This window comes from Vibrio cortegadensis (assembly GCF_024347395.1).
Taxonomy (GTDB): Bacteria; Pseudomonadota; Gammaproteobacteria; order Enterobacterales; family Vibrionaceae; genus Vibrio; species Vibrio cortegadensis.
The window spans coordinates 1,338,581-1,363,914 of record NZ_AP025472.1; the positions used below are offsets into that span (position 1 = coordinate 1,338,581).

Below are 25,334 nucleotides of genomic sequence, written 5' to 3' on the forward strand. Positions count from 1 at the left end.
GTGCAATGGTTTAGTCTAGGTTTTATAGCGTTGTCGCACCTTAATTGGGCGTTAGAACTTACAGGAAAATTTGATGATAGTGCATGAATGCGTATCTTTTTTGTTGATAGAACACGATAGTGTATTACTCGAAAAACGCAGCGAAACGAGAGAAACAGATGCGGGCGTAATTAATATCCCCGGTGGCCATATTGAAAGTGGTGAAAGCCAAGTCCAAACCTTGTTCCGTGAAGTTAACGAAGAATTGAATGTGAGCCCTAAATCTTACAAATACCTTTGTTCACTTTATCATCCAACTAGCGAGTTACAATTAATCCATTACTATGTTGTTGATAATTGGACAGGCGAAATTTCAGCACAAGAGGCTGAGAGTGTGGATTGGTATCCGTTGTCGTCAGCTCCTGTTGGCATTGAAGCTGATAGTTTGGCTCTTGCCGAGTATTCTAGAGTTGAGCGCTACCTTTAAGTATCGTTCTAACAAACAATTTAAGAGTGACTCCTAACGCTTGCCAATTTCACTCCGATTTAAAATCTGTGTTTACGGTGCAATGGTTTAGCTTGGGTGTTACAGCGTTGTCGCACCTTAATTGGGCGTTATATGCTTTTAGGAAATAATCGAATATGAACAAGTTAGTATTCAGAGTTTGTGGTGAGAACAGTCCGTATTGGGCTGATCTAGAAAGGTTATTTCAAAGTGAATGGTCTGACTTTTTCTTCGTTGATACCTATAAACCTGAAGCTAATCTTCCTCCAGTTTTGGTTGCTTTGAGAAACAACGAAGTTATCGGTGGATTGGCTTATTCTCGTTTTAAAGAGCCACATGGAAGTTCAGATGTCATTTGGTTTAATGCTGTCTTTGTTTCGCCAGAGTTGCGCGGTCAGGGCATTGCTAGTGAGTTGATTAACCGAGGTGTTGAGCAAGTATCAGAAATGCTTCAAAGTCATCTGTATGCTTATACAAATGTCGCCCCGTTGTACCAGTCTCTAGGTTGGTCGGTGGTTGATATTGAAAGTGAGCCAAATCATAGCGTAATGAGTATCTCACTCAGGACTTAACTACGCGTATAACAAAGCGTTTAAGACGGATTCCCAACGCTTGGCGGCTTCAGTTCAAAGATATGCATCAGTGTTTATGGCATAATGTCTTGAGTGCAGTGGTAGCGTTGTTCACCACTTAACGCGGCGTTAGCTTACTAGTCGATTTAATCAAGGAAGTCATTATGGAAGATGTTCAAGAAAATCAGTATGAATTAGCGTCAAGATGGTCACGAATTGGCGCTGCAATTATCGATTCGCTCATTCTAAGTGTTGTGATGCTACCTTTAGCTTATTTCACAGGCGGATTTGATGGTATAAGTCAGAACTCACCAGTTGAAGTTCCAATGACATACCAAGTATTAATGGCTGCTCTTGGGTTTGGGCTATATTGTGTTGTTAATTGGAAGTTTCTTTCTGAATCAGGTCAAACCGTAGGCAAGAAAATACTAAACATTAAGGTTGTATATACAGACAGCTCTCAAGCAACGGTTCAAGATTTAGTGTTTAAACGATATGCATTTCTTCTTTTTATCAGTTATATCCCTTGGATAGGTGGTCTGATTGGTATTATTAATCTTCTAATGATCTTTGGTAAGCAAAGACGAGCTCTACACGATCGTATAGCGAATACAAAGGTGATCGTAAGCTAACAAACAATTTAAGAGTGACTCCTAACGCTTGCCGATTTTACTTCGGTTTGAATTTTGTGTTTACGGCGTAATGGTTTAGTTTGGGTGTTATAGCGTTGTCGCACCTTAATTGGGCGTTAGCTGCATATGCAGTCCAATGTCCCATTTGTTGTACAACTCACAATATTGATTTATACTTGTACTTTAAATTGAACATGTGAGGTCGTTATGAGAATTGTCTCTTTCACAGAAGCTAGAAATGGTTTGAAAGCCGTTCTTGATGGTGTAGTTAATGATGCGGATGCAACAGTAATCACTCGTAGAGATTCTGAAGATGCGGTAGTAATGTCGCTGGATTATTACAATAGCTTAATGGAAACCATTTATTTAATGCGCTCTCCTGCTAATGCAGAGCATTTAAATAAATCTATCGCTCAATACAAAGCGGGTAAAGTAATACAGCGAGATATTTTCGATGAGTAATCGTCTATTAGCTTGGACCGATGAGGCTTGGGATAGTTATGTTTATTGGCAGGGGCAGGATAAAAAAACGCTTAAGCGAATTAACAAGCTCATTAATGATGTTAAACGTTCGCCTTTTGATGGTATCGGTAAACCGGAGCCATTAAAGGAAAATTTAACAGGTTTTTGGTCTCGCCGAATTGATGATTCAAATCGTCTTGTTTATGCGATTGATGATGGAGTGATTACAATTATTTCGTGCAGATATCATTACTAACCTGACAACATCGACAGACAGCTAACAAACAATTTAAGAGTGACTCCTAACGCTTGCCGGTTTCACTCCGATTTGAATTTAGTGTTTACGGTGCAATGGTTTAGCTTGGTTTTTATAGCGTTGTCGCACCTTAATTGGGCGTTATGAATATTCAGTTTACATGCCCATAGGCAGATGCTCTTCGAAGTAAATAACAAGGAAATTTTAATCATGAGAATAGCCTTAACCGGAGCTAGCTCGGTAGGGAAAACCTTTTTATCAGATCATTTGATGAGAAATGATGAGTTTAGTAAGCACATTAAAAAGTTTATTACACCTGATGCTAGGTCTATTTTGGATAGCATGGAATGTAAAAATACCGATCGAATGACTAGAGAAGATTTAAGAACTTTTCAACTAGCGTATTATAAAAAGAAAGCAGACTTGGAAAAAGGGGAGAGTAATTTCCTCACGGAAAGATCGTTTATAGACGTTGAATCGTATTGGAATGTTCGTGACACATTTGATATGCCAATAAATATGCAAAAAATGATTTCAGCTAAATGCAAAGAGCACGCAGAAGGTTATGATTTCCATGTTTACCTTCCATTTGGTGTAGTACCGTTTGAGTCTGATGGATATAGGTCCGAAGATCTTGAATTTCATAGGCGTGTAGATAGGAAAATCTTGTCACTTTTAAACGAATGGGACATCGACTATATCCGCCTGGATGAATTAGATATCGAAGTGAGGGTGGATAATGTCATATCACGTATGGAAAATATTCATAACAAAGCGTTTAAGACGGATTCTCAACGCTCGGCATTTTCGGGTTGATTCTACTTTAGTGTTTACGGCACAACAGTTTAGGTAGGGTGCGTTGTTCACCACTTAACGCGGCGTTATGGCGCAGGGCAAAATTCAGCTAAGGGAACTAGATGAGTGAGAAAGTGAAAGTAGCCTTGAAGTGGTTGAAAGGACTTTTGGATGCAGAGAGCATTGAGTACCAAATTGTCGGTGGGCTAGCTGCAACTATTCATGGTGGCAGCCGTGAAATTGCAGACATAGACCTTTATATCCACAACTCTGATGCAAATAAGCTCTTGGCTCACGTATCTCAATTCATATCTAAACCGTTAACTCGTTATACTGAATACGGTTGGGATTTAGAGTATTTCCAGTTGGTTTACCAAAATCAAAAAATTGAAATCGGTTTATCTCAAAATACCAAAATCCAATCGTCATTGGACGGTTCATGGCATCAACTAGAAATCGACTTTGCAAAGTCAGTTGTCAAAAGTTATCAAGGCATTGAATTACAGGTTATGCCAGCTTATCAACTGGTAGAGTACAAACGAATATTGAGTAGGGAAGTAGACCTAATTGACATTCAGCAGCTAGCTTCAAGTTCAGCGCCATAACAAACAATTTAAGAGTGACTCCCAACACGTGGCGGCTTCACTCCGATTTGAGTTTTGTGTTTACGGCGCAATGGTTTAGCTTAGGTGTTATAGCGTTGTCGCACCTTAATTGGGCGTTATATTGCATAAGATTCAAAGGGTTAAATTATCCGTTTATCTTTGTTCTGCGTCCGAACTACACACCTGTTCTTTTCATGAAAAATGCCATCAAAATGACCATCGCACGTAGAAAGTTTGACTGTTAATTAGCTGCAACGTCACGCAAGTCTCCTCGTTAGTAAGTTTTGTTGGCTCTAGTTCATTTTGCGCGGTTTCTTTTTGGTGGGAACTTCATTGAAAATCGTGGCTTCAGCGCACTTTGCTGTCAGGTTACTCGCTCGAATTCTTTGCTATTCTGGCTCTTCGAATGACTCTAATTTCAGCTCATTTCGTTTCTTAGCCAAGTGCGTTTTGTTGTTTATGATTGAGTTTCGAACTATTCGTTTTACTTCTGAGTTCAGAACCAGTAGATTTGTAACCAATTCAGCACCTTGGCGCTAAACTTGGCTCTGTCGTGCGGGCAATATAACAAACAATTTAAGAGTGACTCCCAACGCGTGGCGAGTTTACTCCGGTTTGAAATTTGTGTTTACGGTGCAATGGTTTAGCTTGGGTGTTATAGCGTTGTCGCACCTTAATTGGGCGTTATGGCGCAGGGCAAAATTCAGCTAAGGGGACTAGGTGAGTGAGAAAGTGAAAGTAGCCTTGAAGTGGCTGAAAGGACTTTTGGATGCAGAGAGCATCGAGTACCAAATTGTCGGTGGACTAGCTGCAACTATTCATGGTGGTAGCCGTGAAATTGCAGACATAGACCTTTATATCCACGACTCTGACGTAAATAAGCTCTTGGCTCACGTATCTCAATTCATATCTAAACCGTTAACTCGTTATACTGAATACGGTTGGGATCTAGAGTATTTCCAGTTGGTTTACCAAAATCAAAAAATTGAAATCGGTTTATCTCAAAATACAAAGATACAATCAGCTTTAGACGGCTCTTGGTATCCGCTTGAAATTGATTATTCAGCGTCAGTTGAAAAAGCCTATCAAGGCATCATATTGCCAGTAATCCCTGTTCATCACTTAATCGAGTACAAGCGTATTTTGGGTAGGGAAGTCGACCTAATTGACATACAAGAACTAACGTCGAGTTCAGCGCCATAACAAAGCGTTTAAGACGGATTCCCAACGCTTGGCGGCTTCAGTTCAAAGATATGCATCAATGTTTATGGCATAATGTCTTGAGTGCAGTGGTAGCGTTGCTCACCACTTAACGCGGCGTTATATTACCGAGTACCCCACGTTTAGTAGACACTTTACTAAGTTAGATCTAGGGTCTAATTGAGAGGTGATTTATGGTTAAACATCGTAATCCAGCGTACACCGAAGAATTCCGCAAAGAAGCAGTTCGTCTGTCCGAGCTTCCAAGTCGCACAGCCGCATCCGTTGCGAAAGAATTGGGCGTCAGCGCCCAACAGATTGCTAACTGGAAGCGTCAATTTAACCGCTTGTCTGATAAACAGTTTAACACCCTAGACGGTGTTGATTACTCCAAGAAAGAATCCGAAGAACTGCGAGCGCTTAAGCGCGAGAACAAGCGACTTAAAGATGAGATGGAATTCCTAAAGAAGGTCTCGGCGTACTTCGCGAAGCAGCAAGAGTGAAGTACGAGTTCATCGAAAGTTATGTGGGTGAGTATGCCGTTGTTCTTATGTGTTGTGCATTAGGTGTGTCCCCGAGTGGTTACTACAAATGGTTAGGTCGCTCGCTTAGCGAGCGAGCAAAGCGTCGAAGCCGCTTTGAACAGCTAGTTATGTGTACCTTTGCCGAGTATCGGGCTAGGTATGGTTCAGTTCGCTTAGCTGAAGAGTTAAACAAAGCAGGCTATGCCTGCAGTGTGAACTATATTGCTGATATTATGGCGAAAAAGGGTATTAAGGCTCGCAATGGAAAAGGGTTTAAATACAGTAAAGATGTCGCGGCGATGACGAATGTCGCCGATAATTTATTGCGTAGAGACTTTGAAGCCGAGAGTCCCAATCAGAAGTGGGTCACCGACATCACCTATATCTGGGTAAAGAGCCGTTGGCTCTACCTCGCGACAGTGTTAGACCTTCACTCGAGACGCATTGTGGGCTGGTCATTAGATACCAACATGACAGAGCTGCTCATCACCAACGCTTTGAAAATGGCGTTTAAGTCACGCAAGCCGCCGAAAGGCGTCTTAGTCCACTCAGACCGCGGTGTACAATACAGAGCTTATAAGTATCAGGACTTCATGCGAAAGCATGGAGGAGTACCAAGCATGAGCCGTCAGGGTAACTGTTGGGACAATGCGGTAATGGAGTCGTTCTTCAGTCGACTGAAAGTCGAATTGATTTACGCAGAAGATTATCAAACAATCGAAGAAGCCCGAATGGGGATCTTCGAATATATCGAAGTGTTCTACAATCGAAAGAGAAGACACTCAGCGTTGGGGCATGTCAGTCCCGTTGAGTACGAAAGTATGTAGTTATGTACTGTCTACTTTTTGTGGGGTACACCAATTGCATAAGATTCATAGGGTTAAATTATCTGTTTATCTTTGTTCTGCGTTCGAGCTGCACACCTGTTCGTTTCGTGAAAGTTGCCATCAAAATGACCATCGCACGTAGAAAGTGTGTCGGTTAATTAGCTGCAACGTCACGCAAGTCTCCTCGTTAGTAAGTTTCGCTGGCTCAAGTTCATTTTTCGCGGCTTCTTTATCGTGGGAACTTCATTGAAAGTTGTGGCTTCAGCGCACTTTGTTGTCAGGTTTCTCGCTCGAATTCTTTGTCATTCTGGCTAACTGAACTATTCAAATTTTGCCTAATTTCGTTTCTTAGCCAAGTGCGTTTTGTTGTCTATGATTGAGTTTCGAACTGTCCATTTTACTTCTGAGTTCAGAACCAGTAGATTTGTAACCAATTCAGCATTTTGGCGCCAAACTTGGCTCTGTCGTGCGGGCAATATAACAAAGCATTTAAGAGGGATTCTCAACGCTTGGCATTTTTGCATCTACTTCAAATTTAGTGTTTACGGTACAATGCTTTAGGTTGGGTGGAGGCGTTGTTCACCCCTTAATGCGGCGTTAGGAGTGGTCTGGAGGCATCTTCTCAAGTTGAATTTGATTAAAGCTGCTAGAGAGAAAAGACTTCATTTCATATGAAGACACAATTGTTATTTCAAGTATCTGTTTTGTTGGTAAGATAAGTTGTTACTAAGGAAGGGACTGCTATGAAAATAAAGACAATTATATTACTTTTTATTACTCACTTGTCTGTGGGGGCATTCGGTGTTGGTTTAGGCATTTATATGCTGCCAATTCTTATTGCACCAACATCTCCAACTGAGTCTGAAGTCACTCAATTATCTTCCCAAGCACAGTTTTCCGCGACGTTCAAAAAAGACCTCAAGGATAGTGATTCCTTTCATTGGGGTGAAGGTCAGGTAGCAGTTGGTCCAGAGTACATCACATTAACTGGAAGCCTTGCTCCCGGTCCTGATTACAAGCTTTACCTGTCAACCGAGTTTGTCGAAACTGAATCTGATTTTAATCGATTAAAAGACAACATGGTTCGCATTGGTAATGTTAAGACTTTCGAAAACTTCGTGGTCAAAATACCGAAAGGAATCGATGTATCTAAATATAATACGGTCATTGTATGGTGTGAGACATTTGGTGAGTTTATCACATCAGCTAAATACCAAAAATGAGCCACTCCTAACAAACAATTTAAGAGTGACTTCCAACGCGTGGCAGTTTCACTTCGATTTGAAATTTATGTTTACGGTGCAATGGTTTAGCTTGGGTGTTACAGCGTTGTCGCACCTTAATTGGGCGTTATATGCCGGTGATTAGAAAGTCGATAGCAGCTATGATTTCATTTCTGAAAGTGCTCAATTCATTGACTGGCTCACGTAAAATGGTAGCTGGAACGCTAGCCATTTGATGAGTTAGGATCACGAAGTCACCTTCATCAATGTGAATTACAGGGCATAGGTGGCTCGGAGCTTTCTTTTCTAATAACTCGATAGGTGTTAATGGGATAACTAAGCGAGTATTTAACGTATCAAGCAACTCACTCTGAACATCAACAAAGTATGGGTACGCTGTAGCAGTGCTTTTATCGTTGTTTTGGTATAGTGAAAATTGTGACATTAGAATACTCGGTAAGAATCGGAAAATAATCCGTGATTTTCAGTAAGTTCATTGCAAGCGTGAAGAGCATCTGAATTTTGTTCTAGCCATTCAGCTTTAAGGAGCTGGCTTACTTCTTTTTCGAGTGCTTTCTCCATTGTCGCTGAAAGATTTATGTTTAGTCGCTTGGCTTCAGCAAGTAATTCACTATTTAAGCTCAAATTTGCAGCTTTCTTTGGTGTTTGTGTACTATATGCGTTTCTCATGGTGGAGTCCTGTGCGTGTTGTTTGTGCGCATAAAGTATAGGTGTTAAATAAGCATATAACAAACAATTTAAGAGTGACTCCCAACGCGTGGCAATTTCACTTCGGTTTGAATTTGGTGTTTACGGTGCAATGGTTAAGCTTGGGTGTCATAGCGTTGTCGCACCTTAATTGGGCGTTAGGTGTGGTCTGGTGAAATGGTCTTTCCCCAAGAGTTTTTCCTGATTTTGATGTTGTTAATTGGCTCAATGAATCGTGGTTTTAAATCTGAAATTACGAATGTTAAAAGGCGTATTTTTACAGTTTTGAGTGCAAGTTCAGTTTCTATTCGCTGTGAGTCAATCGTCAAAATAACGTTCAGTGGATGAATTTCGCGGACATGCTACAGCGTGGCATTTTTGCTTTGAAATCGTTCTAATTTGAATTTATCGGTTTCTCATTCATAGGCAGCAGTAAAAGAGAAAAGGGCGTCTCTTCTCATTCAGAGCGTAAAGCTATTCTAAGCGTCTATTTTGTTGGTAAAATCAGGCGTAAAATTAATCACCTAACAAACAATTCAACCTGACTTGCAACGCGTGGCATTTTTACTTCTAATCAGGTTTAGTGATTATGGCGCAATGCAGACCACCGTATTGCGTTGCTGCGCAAGTTAATTGGGCGTTAGGCTTTTACGTAATCTAAAGTTTCATATTAATAATTAATAAGTTAGCAGGTGTCACATTTGGTGTGTCTATCCTATGCGAGTATTCTGTCTTTATATTCTATCGTAGCAGTAGTACCTTCATTTAAAAATTGGCGCAAGGTCGTACGGTCGTACGGTGAAATAAAGGATTATGTATATGGATACATCAAACAGTTTGGTTAATTCAAGTTATAACATTGAAGGCGCAAAAAGGCTCTACTCACCAACTCAGGTGGCATGTGGTACTTTAGGTGGTCCTGTTGGTCTTGTGTATTTTATATATGCCAATTTTGTCGCTCTGAAAAATGAAAATGGTCGAAAAAATACTTTAAAATATGGCGCATTATTCATTCTTGCACTGGTCATTTTAATGCCATTCTTACCAGAAAATGTACCTAGTTCAGCGTTTACGGCTGTCTATATCGTAATTGCACGGTATGTTGTTAAGACTTACCAAATGGAAAAAAATGACATTAATGCTTCGAGTGAATTTGAGTTTCATTCAAATTGGCGAGTATTTGGTATTTCATTACTTTGTTTGCTTGCTAGTGTGGTTGTTTTACTAGGGCCTATTCTTCTGATGATTATGACTGGGGTTATTGAATAACGGTAGGATCAAAGCCTAACAAACAATTTAAGAGTGACTCCTAACGCTTGTCGATTTTACTCCGGTTTGAAATTTGTGTTTACGGCGTAATGGGTTAGCTCGGTTTTTATAGCGTTGTCGCACCTTAATTGGGCGTTATGTGCCGTAATGGTATCTAACTTGAGCAATGAGGATCGTGTCCTCTTGATACTTGTACACAATCCGGTGTTCATCGTTTATACGTCGAGACCAATACCCAGAAAGTCCATGCTTTAGAGGTTCAGGCTTCCCAATCCCTTCATAGGGCGAGCGCTGGATATCTTTGATCAAAGTATTTATGCGCTTTAGAATTTTTTTATCTGTGGTTTGCCAGTACAGATAATCATTCCAAGCTTTGGTTGCAAAAGTTAGTTTCATTCAATTAGTTCTCGTACTTCGCCTTTGCCTGATTCTAATTCTGATATTGAATCAAGTAAATTTCTAGCATTAGCAGGAGAGCGGAGTAAGTAAGTTGTTTCTTCCATCGCTTTGTAGTCTTCGAGCGAAATCATTACAACAGGCTCTTCACTTTTGCGTGTAATAATAACAGGTGCGTGGTCGTTACAAACTTTATGCATAGTACTTGCTAAATTTGCACGAGCGGCAGTGTAACTAATAGCGTCCATTTGGTTGCTCCAAAGTGTTCGTGTACGTAATTAAGTACAGTGTAGCCTAGAGGCACATAACAAGCAATTTAAGAGTGACTCTCAACGCGTGGCGATTTCACTCCGATTTGAATTTTGTGTTTACGGCGTAATGGTTTAGCTTGGGTGTTACAGCGTTGTCGCACCTTAATTGGGCGTTAGAACTTACAGGAAAATTTGATGATAGTGCATGAATGCGTATCTTTTTTGTTGATAGAACACGATAGTGTATTACTCGAAAAACGCAGCGAAACGAGAGAAACAGATGCGGGCGTAATTAATATCCCCGGTGGCCATATTGAAAGTGGTGAAAGCCAAGTCCAAACCTTGTTCCGTGAAGTTAACGAAGAATTGAATGTGAGCCCTAAATCTTACAAATACCTTTGTTCACTTTATCATCCAACTAGCGAGTTACAATTAATCCATTACTATGTTGTTGATAATTGGACAGGCGAAATTTCAGCACAAGAGGCTGAGAGTGTGGATTGGTACCCGTTGTCGTCAGTTCCTGTTGGCATTGAAGCTGATAGTTTGGCTCTTGCCGAGTATTCTAGAGTTGGGCGCTACCTTTAAGTATCGTTCTAACAAACAATTTAAGAGTGACTCCTAACGCTTGCCAATTTCACTCCGATTTAAAATCTGTGTTTACGGTGCAATGGTTTAGCTTGGGTTTTATAGCGTTATCGCACCTTAATTGGGCGTTATAAGCTTCCAAGAGGAATCAAGTTGAACAACTATTTTGAAAGCCCTTTTGTGGGTAAATCATTGAAAGAACAAGTTACGAACCCAAACATCATTGTGGGTGAACACAGTTACTATTCTGGTTATTATCATAATCATAGTTTCGATGATTGTGCTCGTTACTTGCTACCGGATAGAACTGATATTGATAAGTTAATTATCGGAAGTTACTGCTCAATTGGTTCAGGTGCGGTGTTTATGATGGCAGGGAATCAAGGGCATCAGAATAACTGGGTCAGTACATTTCCATTTTTCTATCAAGACAATGAAAATTTCGCGGATGCTAAAGATGGTTTTGAGCGTTCGGGTGACACGATCATTGGTAATGATGTATGGATTGGCACTGAAGCCATGATTATGAGTGGTGTATCTGTCGGCGATGGTGCAATTATCGCAAGTCGTGCAGTCGTTACCAAAGATGTCGTTCCTTATTCAATAGTCGGTTCAAACCCAGCCAAACATATACGTTACAGGTTCACAGAGGCTGAGATATCTCAGTTGTTAGAAATGAAGTGGTGGGAATGGAGCGACGAACAAGTTAAGGGAGCTATGAGCTTAATGTGTTCTTCAAATATCGATGGTCTTTATGATTATTGGAAAACGTTAGTACGCTTATAACAAACAATTTAAGAGTGACTCTCAACGCGTGGCGAGTTTACTCCGATTTAAATTTTGTGTTTACGGCGCAATGGTTTAGCTTGGGTGTTATAGCGTTGTCGCACCTTAATTGGGCGTTATATTACATAAGATTCAAAGGGTTAAATTGTCCGTTCTGCGTCCGAGCTACACACCTGTCCGTTTCGTGAAAATTGCCATCAAAATGATCATCGGACGTAGAAAGTGTGTTGGTTAATTAGCAGCAACGTCACGCAAGTCTCCTCATTAGTAAGTTTTGCTGGCTCAAGTTCATTTTGTGCGGCTTCTTTTTCGTGGGGACTTCATTGAGAATTGTGGCTTCAGCGCACTTTGTTGTCAGGTTTCTTGCTCGAATTCTTTGTCATTCTAGCTAATCGAATTTCTCAAATTTGCCTAATTTCGTTTCTTAGCCAAGTGCGTTTTGTTGTCTATGATTGAGTTTCGAACTATCCGTTTTACTTCTGAGTTCAAAGCCAGTAGATTTGCAACCAATTCAGCACCTTGGCACTAAACTTGGCTCTGTCGTGCGGGCAATATAACAAGAGACTATGGCGTCAATAGTTAATTTTTGACGCTATTTTTATCCCACATCACACCGTCTCTCAGCATTGAATTTAAAATCACAACCATCTTCCTCATACAAGCAACTATCGCTACTTTTTTTGGTTTTCCTGCTGCAAGTAATCGTTCATAAATTGCCTTGAAAACTGGGTTACACTGAATAGTTGACATCATCGCCATATACATAACGGTCCTAACTTGAGCTCGCCCTCCTTGTATCATCCGTTTGCCTTTGAAGCGGCCGCTCTCTCTTGTTATTGGTGCGACACCAATGAGCGAAGATGCTTGTTTATTGGAGATAAACCCTAATTCGGGCACATTGCTAATTAAGGAGGCCGCAAGGACCTTACCCACGCCAGGCATGCTTTGGAGAATCGCATTCTTGGCTTGATACTCAGGACAGCTATCAATCAGTTTCGCTATCTTTGCTTCAACTTTTTCTATCTGATTCTTCAGAGCGGTAAGGATAGGAGTAATGGTTGATGAGATATTCTTTGGTAATATTTGTAGCCGATTTCTTTCCATGGTTTGCATGGTGAGTAGCTGGTTGCGCCTTGCGACTAAGTCACTCATAAGGCGAATGTTTTCGCTTTTCAGTTTGGTGAGTTCGGGTTGCATACGTTCAGCATAATGTGCAATAAGAGCAGCATCTAATCGGTCGTTTTTAGCTCGTTGTCCAGTGGCACCTGCGAACTTTTTAATACGCAACGGATTAGCAATCACATAAGGTAATTTGGCTTTATCGCATTCGAGTATGAAGGGCATTTCTAATCGGCCAGTCGCTTCGATGACGATGCGCTGAGGTTTGTGTTTCTTAATGGTTTTGATGGCATCACGGATGCCTTTTTCGGTGTTTGGGACAGTGAAGTAAATGTCGAGAGGGCGGATGTAAATATCTAATTGTGACTTGCCAGTATCAACGCCGACATTAATGTTTTGAAGTGTATTTGTATTCATAATAAGCTAACTCTTGCTTGCAAATGCGGGCTCGAGACCCAGAAGACTATTCGAGTGTGGTGCTTGGAGTTCTATCTGGCGTTCGAACTTGTTATCGGTCTCTCAATAGAGGAGCCATCATTTAATCGAACTACCAAATAGAAGAACTTTAGTTGCAGCTAAAGTCTGGGTCTCACCTTACCCGATTGGAGTGCCTATTATCCATACAAGCATTTAAGAGTGACTTCTAACGCTTGCCGATTTTACTCCGGTTTGAATTTAGTGTTTACGTGCAGTGGTTTACTCAGCACGGTCATAGCTAGCAAAGCTTTGTCGGATGGAGAAAGTGGAACATATACCTTAGACTAAGCCTTGGTAGAACAGAGCTGTAATTTTCGTGTATGCCATGACCTTTTCACTTTAAGTTGATGTAATTGTAATCAGTGCATTATTTTATGTGCCATAGCCTTATTATGAGCTGACTTTTAGGCTTGAGCGAAAGGCTTGTATTGTCTACAATGGCGCACTTTTTATTTACTTCAGGTCATGAAAATGAGCGATACTAACTCAAAACCAACTTTACCAGATCACCTTGCTGGCAACCCACGCAGCCCGCACCATGTGGCTGAATGTTTCGAATACCCAATCGGTATCCGTCTTAATGGTAAAGAACGTACTGATGTTGAAGAATACTGTATTAGCGAAGGTTGGGTAAAAATCCCATCACCTAAAGCATTAGATCGTCGTGGTCAGCCAATTCTGATCACACTAAAAGGTACTGTTGAAGCTTACTATATCTAAAATTAGCTTCTATGTATTACTTATTATCAACACATAAGGTTTAGGGTTCTTCTTGCTTTATGTGTTGTATTTCAACCAATAACACTACTTGTTTTTCCTTTCACAAATTTACTCCTCAATTCCCCAATTCCTTAATCCTCGATGTGAGCAGTTGTAACCAAGTGAACTGACTTAGTTTACCGTCTTTTCCACGCGTGGCGCCCTGACTATGAATTGATTTTAGCAGTAATATGTTGAGGTTGAATCACGGTGTAATACTGTGAAACGGTTCGTTAACACTAGAGTACATACTGCCGGAGGCCGAAATGGAAGCCGACAGCATGTTTGAGTGATCGTGACTTATCCTGAGGAAATAAAACTGTCGTTTACTCAGAACGATGCCACCAAAACCAGACTAAATGCTTACTCAATGTTGGAGTGTAACCTTGCTTGAATCGCGGCTTTTGTCTCCTCTTGGGCTAAGCTCGCCTCAGTTAACTCTTTGTCTTTCATAAGGTTGTTAAAAGCACTTCGAGCGGTTTGAGCTTGCTCTGATGCTTCAAGTTTCTGTGTTTTAGCTTTTGCTGCGACTTCGGTTAACAGCCGTAACTCTTCAATGATCTCATCTGGAGCATTTCCCAGTTCCAAGCTCGATTCACCTCTTGCAAGTGCTTCACGACGCAGTTGTTTTTTGAGTTTCCAAATGGCCTCAATGGACTCGCGTTCGATGTTTGCAGCGTCAATTGCACTATCGCGAAGTAGCTCAAAACGAGCGAGAGCTTGGCCTTCTTTGCTCCAAGGATCGACTTCAGGGAGATCTGATATGTTGATGACAGGATCAACGTAATCATCTTGATGGCTCAAATCCAACATTGCCGCTTTTACGCCAGAGACCATCAGCATGACAGCAATCACAAGCAGGGGTAAGCCACCGACAATGGCCGCAGTTTGTAATGTAGCAAGTCCACCCATAAACATTAGAACCGAGGGCATGAAGGATAGGGTGAATGCCCAAAATAGACGGTTCCAACGCATTGGATCTTCAGTTACGTTTGTCTGTACAACAGAGGCTAAGATATAAGAAATAGAATCGAACGTTGTGGCCGTGAAAATGATGCATAGCACGGTGAACAACGCGATGATTACAGTACTAAATGGCAGTTGCTCTAAAATCGAGAAAATCGCTCGAGTTGCTCCTTCGGCATTTAAGATACCAACCACATCAAGTTGACCAGATAACTGTAGCGATAACCCATAATTACCTAAGATCATAAAGTACATCGCGCAGCCTAACGAACCAAAGAAAACGGCTCCAGAAACCATCTGTTTTATGGTTCGTCCACGAGAGATCCGCGCAACAAATAACCCCATGCTTGGCGCAAACACGAGCCACCAAGCCCAATAAAAAATCGTCCAATCTTGAGGGAAGTGAGTATTGGCGAAAGTACCCATGCCGCCAAAAGGTTCAGCCCAAGTTGCCATCACAAAGAAGTTTGAAAGCATACGACCAATGGAGTCTAAGCCTGTTTCCAGCATGAATATTGTTGGGCCACAGAATAGAACAAAGAGCAGAAGGCCAATCGCTCCCCAGAAATTGATATTACTGAGAACCTTAATGCCTTCGTCCATCCCTTTATAAGAAGAGTAAGCGAAAATAGCCGTACAAAGCAGTAAGACACCAATCTGACTTCCTGTGGTGGCAGGAATACCAAATAGATAGCTAATCCCTTCATTAATCAAAGGAGCAGCAAGTCCGAGAGTGGTTGCCGCGCCACCCAATAAACCGAAAATAAACAAGATGTCGATAAATTTTCCAAGCTTACCAAAGCTATGGGCTTCGCCAATCACAGGCATAAGAGCCGCTGACACTTTTAAAACCGGTTGCTTGCGGACATAAAAGAAGTAAGCGATAGGGATGGCTGGGATCATGTAAATACACCAAGCGATCGGACCCCAATGGAAGATACCGTAAGTCGCTGCCCAGCGTACGGCTTCCTCACTTCCTGACTCTAATTGGAAAGGTGGGTTTTGGTAGTAATAAGCCCACTCAATCGTTCCCCAATATAGGATACTCGCCCCTATGCCACCACAAAATAGCATGGCTGCCCAAGAGGCCAGTGAGAATTCCGCATCTTCATCGGGATCCCCTAGCTTGATTTGGCCAATGTCAGAAAAAACGATATAAATCATGAAAAAGAACGCCGCTAGCCCAAGCGCTAGATAAGCAAAGCCTAACTTGTCTGTCATGAAAGATTTAGCGATTGAAATCCATTCTGCCCCCTCTGTAGGGAAAATGAGTAAAGGAGTGATCACTGAAAAAAGTAGTATTAAAGCACCGAAAAAAGTGGGTTTGTCGATAAGTTCAAAGTGTTTGTTCATGTTATGTTCCGTAACAAATAAACAGTATTAATCGAGCGCACACAGAATCGCCCCCACTACTTGAATATCAGGTAGGGGGTAATTGAAGCGACAAGTTTAAATAGTGTGCGAGTAGTTAGCTTTGAAGCGTAAAACGTTGGTGAGAAGACCCTGAATTGGCGTGGTTAAATTTGCGCTAAAATAATCCCAAATTCTATTTTTGTCGATATAAATTTATGCTGATTTTTCATTATATTTGGCGTGAATATAATGATGGAAATTTAAAGAGGTGAGTGATGAATTTGAAAGTGAAAATGGTGATCAGATAGATAAATATTACTCGTGAGGAGAGTAAAAAAGCTAAGAAAACCATCGTGTGTTTTGACGGAATTCAAACAAAAAAAAGCCAAATCAATATGGATGATTTGGCTTATCTCTTTTGGTGTCAATTAGCGACGGTATTGACCTCGGCCGCGAGATGCTCTCTCTTTATGAGCAGATGCCGATTTTGCTTGAGAAAGCAGGATAGACTCAACAGTCAATTCCATAGGTTCTCTTGGCTCAAGACCATGCTTAAATGTACGAGAACGAGGAGGCATGTCGTATTCAAGATCGGATGCTTTTGGCATACGCTTGAAACGGTAAAGATAGAAATTTTCCACTTTCTCTCTTGCCCATTCCGTTTTTTTCAAATATTTGATACTGCTGGCGATGCTTGGTTTGGTATTAAAGCAGTTCAGACGCATTGCCGTATCTAAAATTTCCCAACCGTAGTGATCAACAAGTTCTTGCAGTAGAGTTTCTAGTTTAAGACCATGCAGTGGGTTGTTCTGTTGAAGTTCGATTCTTTCTTCATCAGTCATAAAGAATTCCTTACGCAATAGCCGCAGTTTTCAGCGGCGGCTATGTATTTAAATTATTAAAATCGCTTAATTATAAAGCGACTTGCAGCATTTTTGTTTGGTGATCCAGATACTCTTCGTAGGTACCTTGGAAGTTGACAAGCTTTTTGTCTTTCACATCAATAATGCGCGTAGCCAATGATGACACAAATTCGCGGTCATGGCTGACAAAAATGAGTGTGCCAGTATACACTTTAAGCGCACTGTTTAAGGCTTCAATTGCTTCCATATCCATGTGGTTCGTTGGTTCGTCCATCACCAGTACGTTGATGTCTTGCATCATTAGCTTACCGAAAAGCAGACGGTTTTTCTCACCACCAGAACAGTTTTTAGCTTTTTTGTTAGCATCATCAGCGGTAAAGAGTAAACGACCTAGAATGCCACGAACCATAAGATCATCATGCTTCGCTGTACGCCACTGAGAGATCCAATCGAAAATGGATAAATCGTTGTCAAAGTCAGCAGTGCTATCTTGAGGGCAGTAACCCACAGACGCATTTTCAGACCATTTAATGATGCCTTCATTTTGCTTAAGATCATTCACTAAGCAGCGAAGTAGGGTACTTTTACCGACACCATTTTCGCCGATGACCGCTAATCGAGTTCCAGCCTCAAGGATTAAGTTGCCGCCTTCGAACAGCACTTCATCTTCAAAAGCATGACCAACATTTTCAAGCTCAAGAGCTAGACGGTGAAGCTTTTTACCTTCGCCGAAGTCAATCGATGGGCTAATACGGCTCGTTGATTTCACTTCATCCAGCTTAATCTTATCCATCTTTTTAGCGCGAGAGCTCGCTTGTTTCGCTTTAGAAGCGTTCGCACCGAAACGGTTTACGAAATCTTGAAGCTCGCTGATTTCAGCACTCTTCTTCGCATTACTTGCAAGAAGCTGATCGCGGATCAAACCTGAAGCTTCAAGGAAGTATTCGTAGTTACCCGGGTAAATACGAAGTTCACCGTAATCAATGTCTGCCATATGAGTACAAACAGAGTTTAGGAAGTGTCTGTCGTGGGAAATGATGATCATCGTACATTTACGTTGATTCAGTTCCTCAGCTAACCAATTGATGGTGTGAATATCCAAGTTGTTGGTTGGTTCATCAAGTAGCAAAATATCAGGGTTCGCAAAAAGAGCCTGTGCCAAAAGAACACGAAGTTTCCAGCCTGGCGCAACATGTTGCATCAAACCAAAATGAAGTTCCTCTTCAATACCAGCTTGAAGAAGGATGTCACCTGCACGGCTCTCTGCGCTGTAGCCATCCATTTCCGCAAATTCACTTTCGAGTTCGGCTACTTTCATGCCGTCCTCTTCGCTCATCTCAGGTAAGCCGTAAATACGGTCACGCTCTTGCTTGATTTCCCAAAGTTTCTTATCACCCATAATCACAACATCAATAACATTATGCTGTTCGAATGCGAATTGGTCTTGGCTAAGAACACCAAGTTTTAGTCCGGGAGTGATAGAGACATTGCCTGAACTTGGTGTCAGTGCGCCGCTTAGGATCTTCATAAAGGTGGATTTTCCGCATCCGTTCGCACCAATTAAACCATAGCGATTACCATTACCGAATTTGGCAGAAATGTTTTCAAATAAAGGCTCAGCGCCAAATTGCATTGTGATGTTTGCGGTAGATATCAAAGAAGTATTCCTAGGTGTGTACTGACAAGCCGAACAATTGACACGATAGCCAATTTTAGCGATGCGAAAGTAAGGGCAAATAGGCGGCGCATTATACAGAGTTGTAAAGATAAATGTAGTCTAGTTGCGGTTTATTTAAGTTTGATAGCAAAGAAATGAAGGCTAACATTTGACAAAAATAGTAAAAAGTAGTGGCTTGGAGGGTGTTGATGCTCATTAGAGTCAGAAATCGGTATTGGGTGTAGGCCTGCATTTCGCATAATATGAGTATTTCATGTAGTGTCTCTCTTTCTGCGTGATGTAAGCGTGAATGTTATAATCTTTTGATTCTGGAGGTATAGGATGGGAAGTCCATTAGTGACGACCGAATGGTTGGCTCAAAACTTAAATAACAAGAATGTCATTGTATTAGATGCCAGTATGGAGACTGTCATTGGTAAAGAGCCTCTCGTCTATCAAATCCCTACTTTTATTCCTCAAAGCCGCAAGTTTGATTTAGAAAACGTGTTCATCGATAAAGAGTCGACACAGGTTCATGCCTTCCCAACCGTAGATCAATTTACGATAGCAGCGCAAAAGCTCGGTATTCAATCAGACAGTATTGTTGTGATTTATGATAATCAAGGTATCTATTCTGCGCCTAGGGCATGGTGGATCTTGCAATCGATGGGATTTGAAAATAGTTATGTTCTAGATGGTGGTTTACCTAAGTGGATAGAAGAAGGGAAAGCGACCACTGACTCTTTGGAAGTGTCTTCAAATGGTGCTGACAATCTAGTAACCAATTATCAACCTCATCGTGTTTGCACATCAGGTTTTGTTTTTGACAATCTCACATCAGCCAAATATATGGTTATTGATGCTCGTGGTTCAGAACGCTTTAGTGGCAATGCTGCCGAGCCAAGAGAAGGGGTGCGAAGTGGACACATTCCCAATTCAATCAACCTACCATTTGCACAAGTGCTTGACGGTCTCTGCTATAAATCAGTTAAAGAGTTGGATGAACTGTTTACTGTACATCTAAAGCATGAGAATAAGCCTCTTATTTTCAGTTGTGGTTCAGGGATTACGGCTTGCATCATATTATTGGCGGCCTGTGTTGTGGGAAAAATGGATTGTCGTTTATACGATGGTTCGTGGGCAGAGTGGGGATCTTGCCCATCATTGCCTGTTAATTCGTTCAGTAATCGTACTTAAAAAATAAAATCGTTGATTAAACAGGTTTGTTTGCGGATCTATGTCATTTTTTAAGTAGGTCAACCGAATGTAGGTTCCGCCTTTGTGTAAACTACCATTATATAAAATAATCATTTGGTCGCTTGAACGATGTCGAGTGAATAGCAGGTACGATAGTAATGAAATCATTCCAGTGGGATAAAAACTTTGAAACGGGCCTCGATGATGTCGATGAACAGCATCAGTTTTTAGTCGAAATAATCAACAAGTATGGCTCATTATTATCAGAAAATACCTTGTCATTTAGCGATATTAACGTCGCTCTGTTTGAGCTTTCTCGCTATGCGGAGTTTCACTTTCGCGAAGAAGAAGCAATGATGAGGGATACCAATATCTATCCTGCACACCTTGAATACCACATTGAAATGCATCGGTCATTTATGTCTGAAGTGATGGGTATGCAAGCCTTTATCACCGAAGAAGATCCAAAAAGTGCGGAGCTGCTTTTAGACTTCCTTATCCATTGGCTGGCTTATCACATACTCGGTATTGATCAAAATATGGCTCGCCAAGTGAAGGCGATTGAGTCTGGGGTTTCGCCAGAAGAAGCGTATAAGCAAGGTGAAAAAGAGGTTGATAGTTCAACAGAGCCATTACTTAACGCATTGAATGGACTTTTTGAGCAAGTCTCAGTCAGAAATAAGCAGTTGTTGAAATTGAATCAATCTCTAGAAGATATGGTAGAGAAAAGAACACAACAGCTTTTGCTTGCCAATAGAGAACTTGAACAGCTATCGCTTACTGATGTTCTCACGAAGTTGCCTAACCGCCGTCATGCAATGAAGCAGTTAAATAGCTACTGGAACGAGTCTACCGAGTTAGATTTGCCTTTGGTTTGCATCATGATCGATGCGGATCACTTCAAGTATGTCAATGACACTTACGGGCATGATGCCGGTGATATCGTCTTGATTGAATTATCTCAAGCGTTAAAAGATGCGTTCAGAAGTGATGATTTTGTGTGTCGTCTTGGAGGTGATGAATTTTTTGTTATATGTCCGCAAACCAATTTAGTTGGTGGATTGCATATTGCAGAGTTAACAAGGTTTGAAGTGGAAAAGCTGAACATACCGGTGGGTGATGGTCGCTGGAAGGGAAGTATTAGCATTGGAGTGGCGCAGCGTACCGAGCAAATGGTGACGTATAACGACTTGATCAAAGCGGCAGATGAATCCGTCTACTTAGCGAAACAAGCGGGTAAAAATTGCGTTAAGAGCAACGAACCAACAGAATCTTAAACTACATCGCAGAGTCAATAATCGTTAATGTGGTTTGGCCTTTTAACGTTGATTGATCACTCTTTCTGTTTACCACTTTTTCTGAGGTGAGTGTAAGGGATTAGAAGTCGCGTGAATGTAAAATATCGCGTCTATAAACCAAGCCCTCACCGTCATTTCAACAGTATTACCCTCGCTTTGACACGAAAATACGGCAAAGCGCAGCGCAATTTTTACAATATTCGCAATCATTTCAAATATCCCGTTCTCTTTAAATTTGGCTAATTTTGGCCTTTTTCCACAAATTTCTATCCATTTGAATTTATTGTTTAAGGTTATTGATGAAATATCGTCCGATAACCGCTTCATTTCAATATTCAATTTGGCATTGCTTGTCTGTTTGATTACTATGTATAGCTATTCAAAATACCAATACTCCCTTATGGAACTACCACTGGGTAGATGAGGATACGATGCAACATCTAGAAGAGATCATTGCTAATGCAACGACAGCGATTGAAAGCGCTGATTCGTTAGTCGCACTTGATGACGTGCGAGTTCAGTATTTAGGTAAGAAGGGTGAATTAACTCTTCAATTACAAAGCCTAGGTAAACTTCCACCTGAAGAGCGTCGCACTGCTGGTCAAGAGATCAACAAAGCGAAAGGTGCTGTTCAACAAGCGATCGCAGCTCGTAAAGACGCACTACAACGTGCAGAGCTTGAAGCGAAGCTAGCTGCAGAAACTATCGATGTGAGCCTACCAGGTCGTCGCATTGAGAACGGTGGTCTTCACCCTGTTACTCGCACTGTTGAGCGTATCGAACAGTTCTTTGGTGAGCTTGGCTTTAGCACTGAGTCTGGCCCTGAAATCGAAGATGCATTCCACAACTTCGATGCACTCAACATCGCAGACGATCACCCAGCTCGTACTGACCACGATACGTTCTTCTTTAACCCAGACTTAATGCTACGTACGCACACGTCTGGTGTTCAGATCCGTACAATGGAAAACGGCAAGCCACCTTTCCGCTTTATTGCTCCGGGCCGTGTTTACCGTAACGATTACGACCAAACTCACACGCCAATGTTCCACCAAGTGGAAGGTATGTTAGTGGATGAGAACGTAAACTTCGCACAACTTAAAGGTATTCTTAACGATTTCCTTTGTAATTTCTTTGAAGAAGAAGTTGAAGTGCGTTTCCGTCCTTCATTCTTCCCGTTCACAGAGCCTTCAGCTGAAGTTGACGTGAAACGTAAAGATGGCAAATGGCTAGAAGTTCTAGGCTGTGGCATGGTTCACCCTAACGTACTTCGCTCTGTTGGCATCGACCCTGAGAAATACTCTGGTTTTGCATTCGGTATGGGTGTAGAGCGTCTAACGATGCTTCGTTACGGCGTAAATGACCTTCGTGCGTTCTTCGAGAACGACTTACGTTTCCTTAAACAATTCAAGTAATCCGGGGCAGTCAAAACTATGAAATTCAGTGAATCTTGGCTACGCGAGTGGGTTAAACCTGCAATTAACAGCGAAGAGCTAGCTCACCAAATCACTATGGCTGGTTTGGAAGTTGACGATGTAGAACCTGTTGCTGGTGAATTCACCGGCGTTAAAGTAGGTAAAGTGGTTGAGTGCGGTCAGCACCCAGACGCAGACAAACTACAAGTTACAAAAATTGATATCGGCGAAGAAGAGCTGTTAGACATCGTATGTGGTGCATCTAACTGTCGTCTTGGCCTAACGGTAGCAGTAGCAACTGTTGGCGCAGTACTGCCTGGCAACTTCAAAATCAAGAAAGCAAAACTACGCGGCGTTCCATCGCACGGCATGCTTTGTTCTTTCTCTGAGCTAGGTATCGACGTAGAGTCTGACGGCATCCTTGAGCTGCCAGAAGGCACAACGCTAGGTATGGACGTACGTGAGCTTCTTGAGCTTAACGACGTAACTATCGACGTAGACCTAACAGCAAACCGCGCAGACTGCTTCAGCATCCGTGGCCTTGCTCGTGAAGTTGGCGTACTAAACCGCGCAGACGTTACAGAGCCAACAGTTGAAGCTGTTGCAACAAGCATTGAAGACACAGTATCTGTTGAAATCAAAGCAACTGATGCTTGTCCACGTTACCTTGGCCGTGTGGTTAAGAACGTAAACGTGAAAGCGGAATCTCCAATCTGGATGCAAGAAAAACTGCGTCGTTGCGGTATCCGTTCAATCGACCCAGTTGTAGACATCACAAACTACGTGATGCTAGAGCAAGGCCAACCAATGCACGCATTTGATCTTGCTAAGATCGAAGGCGGTATCGTGGTTCGTCTAGCAGAGCAGGGCGAAAAGCTAACACTTCTAGATGGCAACGAAGCTGAACTAAACAGCAACACACTTGTTATCGCAGACCAAAACAAAGCACTAGCAATCGCTGGTATCTTTGGCGGTCAAGATTCAGGTGTTACTACTGAAACGACAGACGTACTTCTTGAAGCTGCATTCTTCGCACCGGATCACATCCGTGGTCGCGCACGTGCTTACGGCCTTCACACTGATTCTTCTCTACGTTTCGAACGTGGTGTTGATTCAACACTTCAAGCAGCAGCAATGGAGCGTGCAACACAGCTTCTAGTTGAAATCTGCGGTGGTGAAGTTGCGCCAGTAAACGGCAGCGAATCTGAAGCTGATCTTCCTAAAGCAAACGTAGTTGCTCTACGTCGCGCTAAGCTAGACAGCCTACTAGGTCACGAAATCCCATCTACAGACGTAGTGGAAATTCTTACTCGCCTAGGTTGTGAAGTAGCTGTTGTTGAAGATACAGAAAGCACAGACGCAGGTTGGACGGCAACGTCTCCATCTTGGCGTTTTGATATCGCAATCGAGCAAGACCTAATTGAAGAAGTAGGTCGTATCTACGGTTACGATAACATTCCAAACCAAGCGCCTAAAGCGGCACTTAAAATGAATGACCACAAAGAAGCTAACCAACCGCTTAAGCGCGTTCGTGACCTTCTTGTAGACCGTGGCTACCACGAAGCAATCACATACAGTTTCGTAGAACCAGAACAGCAAAAATTGGTTGTACCTGGTGTTGAGCCGTTAATCCTGCCATTCCCAATCTCTGCGGACATGTCAGCAATGCGTCTTGGCCTAATCCAAGGTCTTCTAAACACAGTTGTTCACAACCAGAAGCGTCAACAGTCTCGCGTTCGTCTATTCGAATCAGGCCTACGTTTCATCCCTGAAGCAACAGCTGAAAACGGCATGCGCCAAGAAATGATGCTTGCGGGCGTTATCTCTGGTACTCGTGGCGAAGAGCACTGGGACATTGCAACTAACATTGTAGATTTCTTCGATCTTAAAGGTGACCTAGAAGCCGTTCTTGAGCTTTCTGCAAACGAAATCGCATACAGCTTCAAAGCAGCGAAGCACCCAGCACTTCACCCAGGTCAAACTGCGGCTATCGTAGTAGACGGCAAAGAAGTGGGTATCATTGGTACTGTTCACCCAGAACTAGAGCGTAAGTTTGGTCTTAACGGCCGTACTATCGTATTCGAAATCGAATGGGCAGCTATCAACACTCGCGTGCTTCCAGAAGCAGTAGCCGTATCTAAGTTCCCTGCAAACCGTCGTGATATCGCTGTTGTTGTTGACGAAGCAGTTGCTTCTGGCGACATCGTAGATGCGTGTATCGCTGCTGGTGGCGAATTCCTAACAGGCGCTAAACTGTTCGACGTATACGTTGGTCAAGGCGTTGAAGAAGGTAAGAAGAGCCTAGCTATCGCACTTAGTCTACAGTCTGTAGAGCGCACACTTGAAGATGCAGACATCGCTGGTTCAGTAGATGCTATCGTAGCTTCAATCTCAGAGAAATTCGGCGCAGCACTTCGCGACTAATCTCTTCTGATAGATAGAAAAATCAAAGGCCTCGCATTGCGAGGCCTTTTTTGTTGGGTTGGTAAAATAGAGGGCTCTAACTTAGAATTAGCAAAAGCTTGTCAAAAATGCCCTTAAACTAGAAATTTATGGATAAGTTTGTTCAGATCAGCTCGTATAATGTACATATTAGAAGGGGCTTCCTGTATGTAAATAATCTTATCTACCAGTACCCCTAATAAGGACCAA

27 protein-coding genes are annotated in these 25,334 nt (G+C 42.0%); 19 read left to right on the forward strand and 8 right to left on the reverse strand.

Annotated elements, in window-relative coordinates; genetic code table 11:
* Positions 1-73: 73 nt before the first annotated feature.
* The 11 genes from OCV39_RS06370 (at position 74) to OCV39_RS06420 (ending at position 7,580) form a co-directional block, all read left to right on the forward strand.
* Positions 74-466: an NUDIX hydrolase gene (locus OCV39_RS06370; RefSeq protein WP_261889317.1), complete on the forward strand. Its 393-nt coding sequence runs from the start codon at positions 74-76 to the stop codon at positions 464-466.
* 155 nt (positions 467-621) lie between these two features.
* Entirely contained in the window at positions 622-1,056 is a 435-nt protein-coding gene (locus OCV39_RS06375; protein ID WP_261889318.1) for a GNAT family N-acetyltransferase, read from the forward strand.
* A gap of 164 nt (positions 1,057-1,220) precedes the next feature.
* Positions 1,221-1,688, forward strand: coding sequence for an RDD family protein (locus tag OCV39_RS06380; RefSeq protein ID WP_261889319.1), 468 nt, complete (start codon positions 1,221-1,223; stop codon positions 1,686-1,688).
* A gap of 207 nt (positions 1,689-1,895) precedes the next feature.
* Positions 1,896-2,150 carry a type II toxin-antitoxin system Phd/YefM family antitoxin gene (locus OCV39_RS06385; RefSeq protein WP_113795377.1) on the forward strand — a complete coding sequence of 85 codons (255 nt, stop codon included), beginning with the start codon at positions 1,896-1,898 and terminating at the stop codon, positions 2,148-2,150.
* Complete coding sequence (locus OCV39_RS06390) at positions 2,143-2,406, forward strand: Txe/YoeB family addiction module toxin (protein ID WP_113795376.1); 264 nt, start codon at positions 2,143-2,145, stop codon at positions 2,404-2,406. The genes OCV39_RS06385 and OCV39_RS06390 overlap by 8 nt, the downstream gene beginning before the upstream one ends.
* Positions 2,407-2,616: 210 nt before the next feature.
* A complete protein-coding gene (locus OCV39_RS06395) occupies positions 2,617-3,222 on the forward strand; it encodes an ATP-binding protein (protein WP_261889320.1) in 606 nt (201 codons plus the stop codon).
* Positions 3,223-3,323: 101 nt separating this feature from the next.
* Positions 3,324-3,806: a putative signal transducing protein gene (locus OCV39_RS06400; RefSeq protein ID WP_136996049.1), complete on the forward strand. Its 483-nt coding sequence runs from the start codon at positions 3,324-3,326 to the stop codon at positions 3,804-3,806.
* A gap of 720 nt (positions 3,807-4,526) precedes the next feature.
* Positions 4,527-5,009 carry a MazG-related protein gene (locus OCV39_RS06405; protein WP_261889321.1) on the forward strand — a complete coding sequence of 161 codons (483 nt, stop codon included), beginning with the start codon at positions 4,527-4,529 and terminating at the stop codon, positions 5,007-5,009.
* Between the two features lie 191 nt (positions 5,010-5,200).
* Positions 5,201-5,509 carry a transposase gene (locus OCV39_RS06410; RefSeq protein WP_261889322.1) on the forward strand — a complete coding sequence of 103 codons (309 nt, stop codon included), beginning with the start codon at positions 5,201-5,203 and terminating at the stop codon, positions 5,507-5,509.
* Entirely contained in the window at positions 5,506-6,357 is an 852-nt protein-coding gene (locus tag OCV39_RS06415; RefSeq protein ID WP_261889306.1) for an IS3 family transposase, read from the forward strand. Before OCV39_RS06410 ends, OCV39_RS06415 begins: the two co-directional genes overlap by 4 nt.
* Positions 6,358-7,100: 743 nt before the next feature.
* A complete protein-coding gene (locus OCV39_RS06420) occupies positions 7,101-7,580 on the forward strand; it encodes a DM13 domain-containing protein (protein ID WP_261889323.1) in 480 nt (159 codons plus the stop codon).
* A 127-nt stretch (positions 7,581-7,707) separates the two neighbouring features.
* Here the strand turns inward: OCV39_RS06420 and OCV39_RS06425 are convergent, their stop codons facing one another.
* Both OCV39_RS06425 and OCV39_RS06430 read right to left on the reverse strand, forming a co-directional pair.
* Positions 7,708-8,025, reverse strand: a complete 318-nt coding sequence (locus OCV39_RS06425) for a CcdB family protein (protein ID WP_171757578.1) — start codon at positions 8,023-8,025, stop codon at positions 7,708-7,710.
* Positions 8,025-8,270, reverse strand: coding sequence for a type II toxin-antitoxin system CcdA family antitoxin (locus tag OCV39_RS06430; protein WP_261889324.1), 246 nt, complete (start codon positions 8,268-8,270; stop codon positions 8,025-8,027). The genes OCV39_RS06425 and OCV39_RS06430 overlap by 1 nt, the downstream gene beginning before the upstream one ends.
* 837 nt (positions 8,271-9,107) lie before the next feature.
* Here OCV39_RS06430 and OCV39_RS06435 point away from each other — a divergent pair.
* Positions 9,108-9,557 (forward strand): hypothetical protein, encoded by a 450-nt coding sequence (locus OCV39_RS06435; protein WP_261889325.1) that lies wholly within the window; start codon positions 9,108-9,110, stop codon positions 9,555-9,557.
* A 135-nt stretch (positions 9,558-9,692) separates the two neighbouring features.
* Here the strand turns inward: OCV39_RS06435 and OCV39_RS06440 are convergent, their stop codons facing one another.
* Both OCV39_RS06440 and OCV39_RS06445 read right to left on the reverse strand, forming a co-directional pair.
* Positions 9,693-9,953 carry a Txe/YoeB family addiction module toxin gene (locus OCV39_RS06440; protein ID WP_113796438.1) on the reverse strand — a complete coding sequence of 87 codons (261 nt, stop codon included), beginning with the start codon at positions 9,951-9,953 and terminating at the stop codon, positions 9,693-9,695.
* Positions 9,950-10,201 (reverse strand): type II toxin-antitoxin system Phd/YefM family antitoxin, encoded by a 252-nt coding sequence (locus OCV39_RS06445; RefSeq protein WP_113796440.1) that lies wholly within the window; start codon positions 10,199-10,201, stop codon positions 9,950-9,952. The genes OCV39_RS06440 and OCV39_RS06445 overlap by 4 nt, the downstream gene beginning before the upstream one ends.
* A 198-nt stretch (positions 10,202-10,399) precedes the next feature.
* Here OCV39_RS06445 and OCV39_RS06450 point away from each other — a divergent pair, with 198 nt between their 5' ends.
* Together OCV39_RS06450 and catB are read left to right on the forward strand one after the other, a co-directional pair.
* The gene (locus OCV39_RS06450) at positions 10,400-10,792 is read left to right on the forward strand and encodes an NUDIX hydrolase (protein ID WP_261889326.1); all 393 of its coding nucleotides are present in this window, start codon (positions 10,400-10,402) and stop codon (positions 10,790-10,792) included.
* Positions 10,793-10,945: 153 nt separating this feature from the next.
* Complete coding sequence (catB, locus tag OCV39_RS06455; RefSeq protein ID WP_261889327.1) at positions 10,946-11,578, forward strand: type B chloramphenicol O-acetyltransferase; 633 nt, start codon at positions 10,946-10,948, stop codon at positions 11,576-11,578.
* Between the two features lie 579 nt (positions 11,579-12,157).
* Here catB and OCV39_RS06460 read toward each other — a convergent pair.
* The gene (locus OCV39_RS06460) at positions 12,158-13,114 is read right to left on the reverse strand and encodes an IS110 family RNA-guided transposase (protein WP_261889315.1); all 957 of its coding nucleotides are present in this window, start codon (positions 13,112-13,114) and stop codon (positions 12,158-12,160) included.
* Positions 13,115-13,645: 531 nt separating this feature from the next.
* Between OCV39_RS06460 and OCV39_RS06465 the strand changes: the two genes are divergently transcribed.
* On the forward strand, positions 13,646-13,894 hold the full coding sequence (locus OCV39_RS06465) for a DUF3297 family protein (protein ID WP_029203587.1): 249 nt from the start codon (positions 13,646-13,648) through the stop codon (positions 13,892-13,894).
* Positions 13,895-14,296: 402 nt separating this feature from the next.
* Here the strand turns inward: OCV39_RS06465 and OCV39_RS06470 are convergent, their stop codons facing one another.
* The 3 genes from OCV39_RS06470 to OCV39_RS06480 form a co-directional block, all read right to left on the reverse strand.
* The gene (locus OCV39_RS06470) at positions 14,297-16,252 is read right to left on the reverse strand and encodes a BCCT family transporter (RefSeq protein ID WP_261889328.1); all 1,956 of its coding nucleotides are present in this window, start codon (positions 16,250-16,252) and stop codon (positions 14,297-14,299) included.
* 428 nt (positions 16,253-16,680) lie between these two features.
* Complete coding sequence (locus OCV39_RS06475) at positions 16,681-17,094, reverse strand: VF530 family protein (protein WP_113795730.1); 414 nt, start codon at positions 17,092-17,094, stop codon at positions 16,681-16,683.
* A 70-nt stretch (positions 17,095-17,164) separates the two neighbouring features.
* Positions 17,165-18,772: an ABC-F family ATPase gene (locus OCV39_RS06480; RefSeq protein ID WP_084654970.1), complete on the reverse strand. Its 1,608-nt coding sequence runs from the start codon at positions 18,770-18,772 to the stop codon at positions 17,165-17,167.
* A 342-nt stretch (positions 18,773-19,114) separates the two neighbouring features.
* Between OCV39_RS06480 and OCV39_RS06485 the strand changes: the two genes are divergently transcribed.
* The 4 genes from OCV39_RS06485 (at position 19,115) to pheT (ending at position 25,106) form a co-directional block, all read left to right on the forward strand.
* Positions 19,115-19,969: a sulfurtransferase gene (locus OCV39_RS06485; protein WP_261889329.1), complete on the forward strand. Its 855-nt coding sequence runs from the start codon at positions 19,115-19,117 to the stop codon at positions 19,967-19,969.
* 158 nt (positions 19,970-20,127) lie between these two features.
* Entirely contained in the window at positions 20,128-21,246 is a 1,119-nt protein-coding gene (locus tag OCV39_RS06490; RefSeq protein ID WP_261889330.1) for a GGDEF domain-containing protein, read from the forward strand.
* A 452-nt stretch (positions 21,247-21,698) separates the two neighbouring features.
* Positions 21,699-22,682: a phenylalanine--tRNA ligase subunit alpha gene (gene pheS / locus OCV39_RS06495; protein ID WP_113795726.1), complete on the forward strand. Its 984-nt coding sequence runs from the start codon at positions 21,699-21,701 to the stop codon at positions 22,680-22,682.
* Between the two features lie 18 nt (positions 22,683-22,700).
* Positions 22,701-25,106 (forward strand): phenylalanine--tRNA ligase subunit beta, encoded by a 2,406-nt coding sequence (gene pheT / locus OCV39_RS06500; protein ID WP_261889331.1) that lies wholly within the window; start codon positions 22,701-22,703, stop codon positions 25,104-25,106.
* Positions 25,107-25,334: the final 228 nt, after the last annotated feature.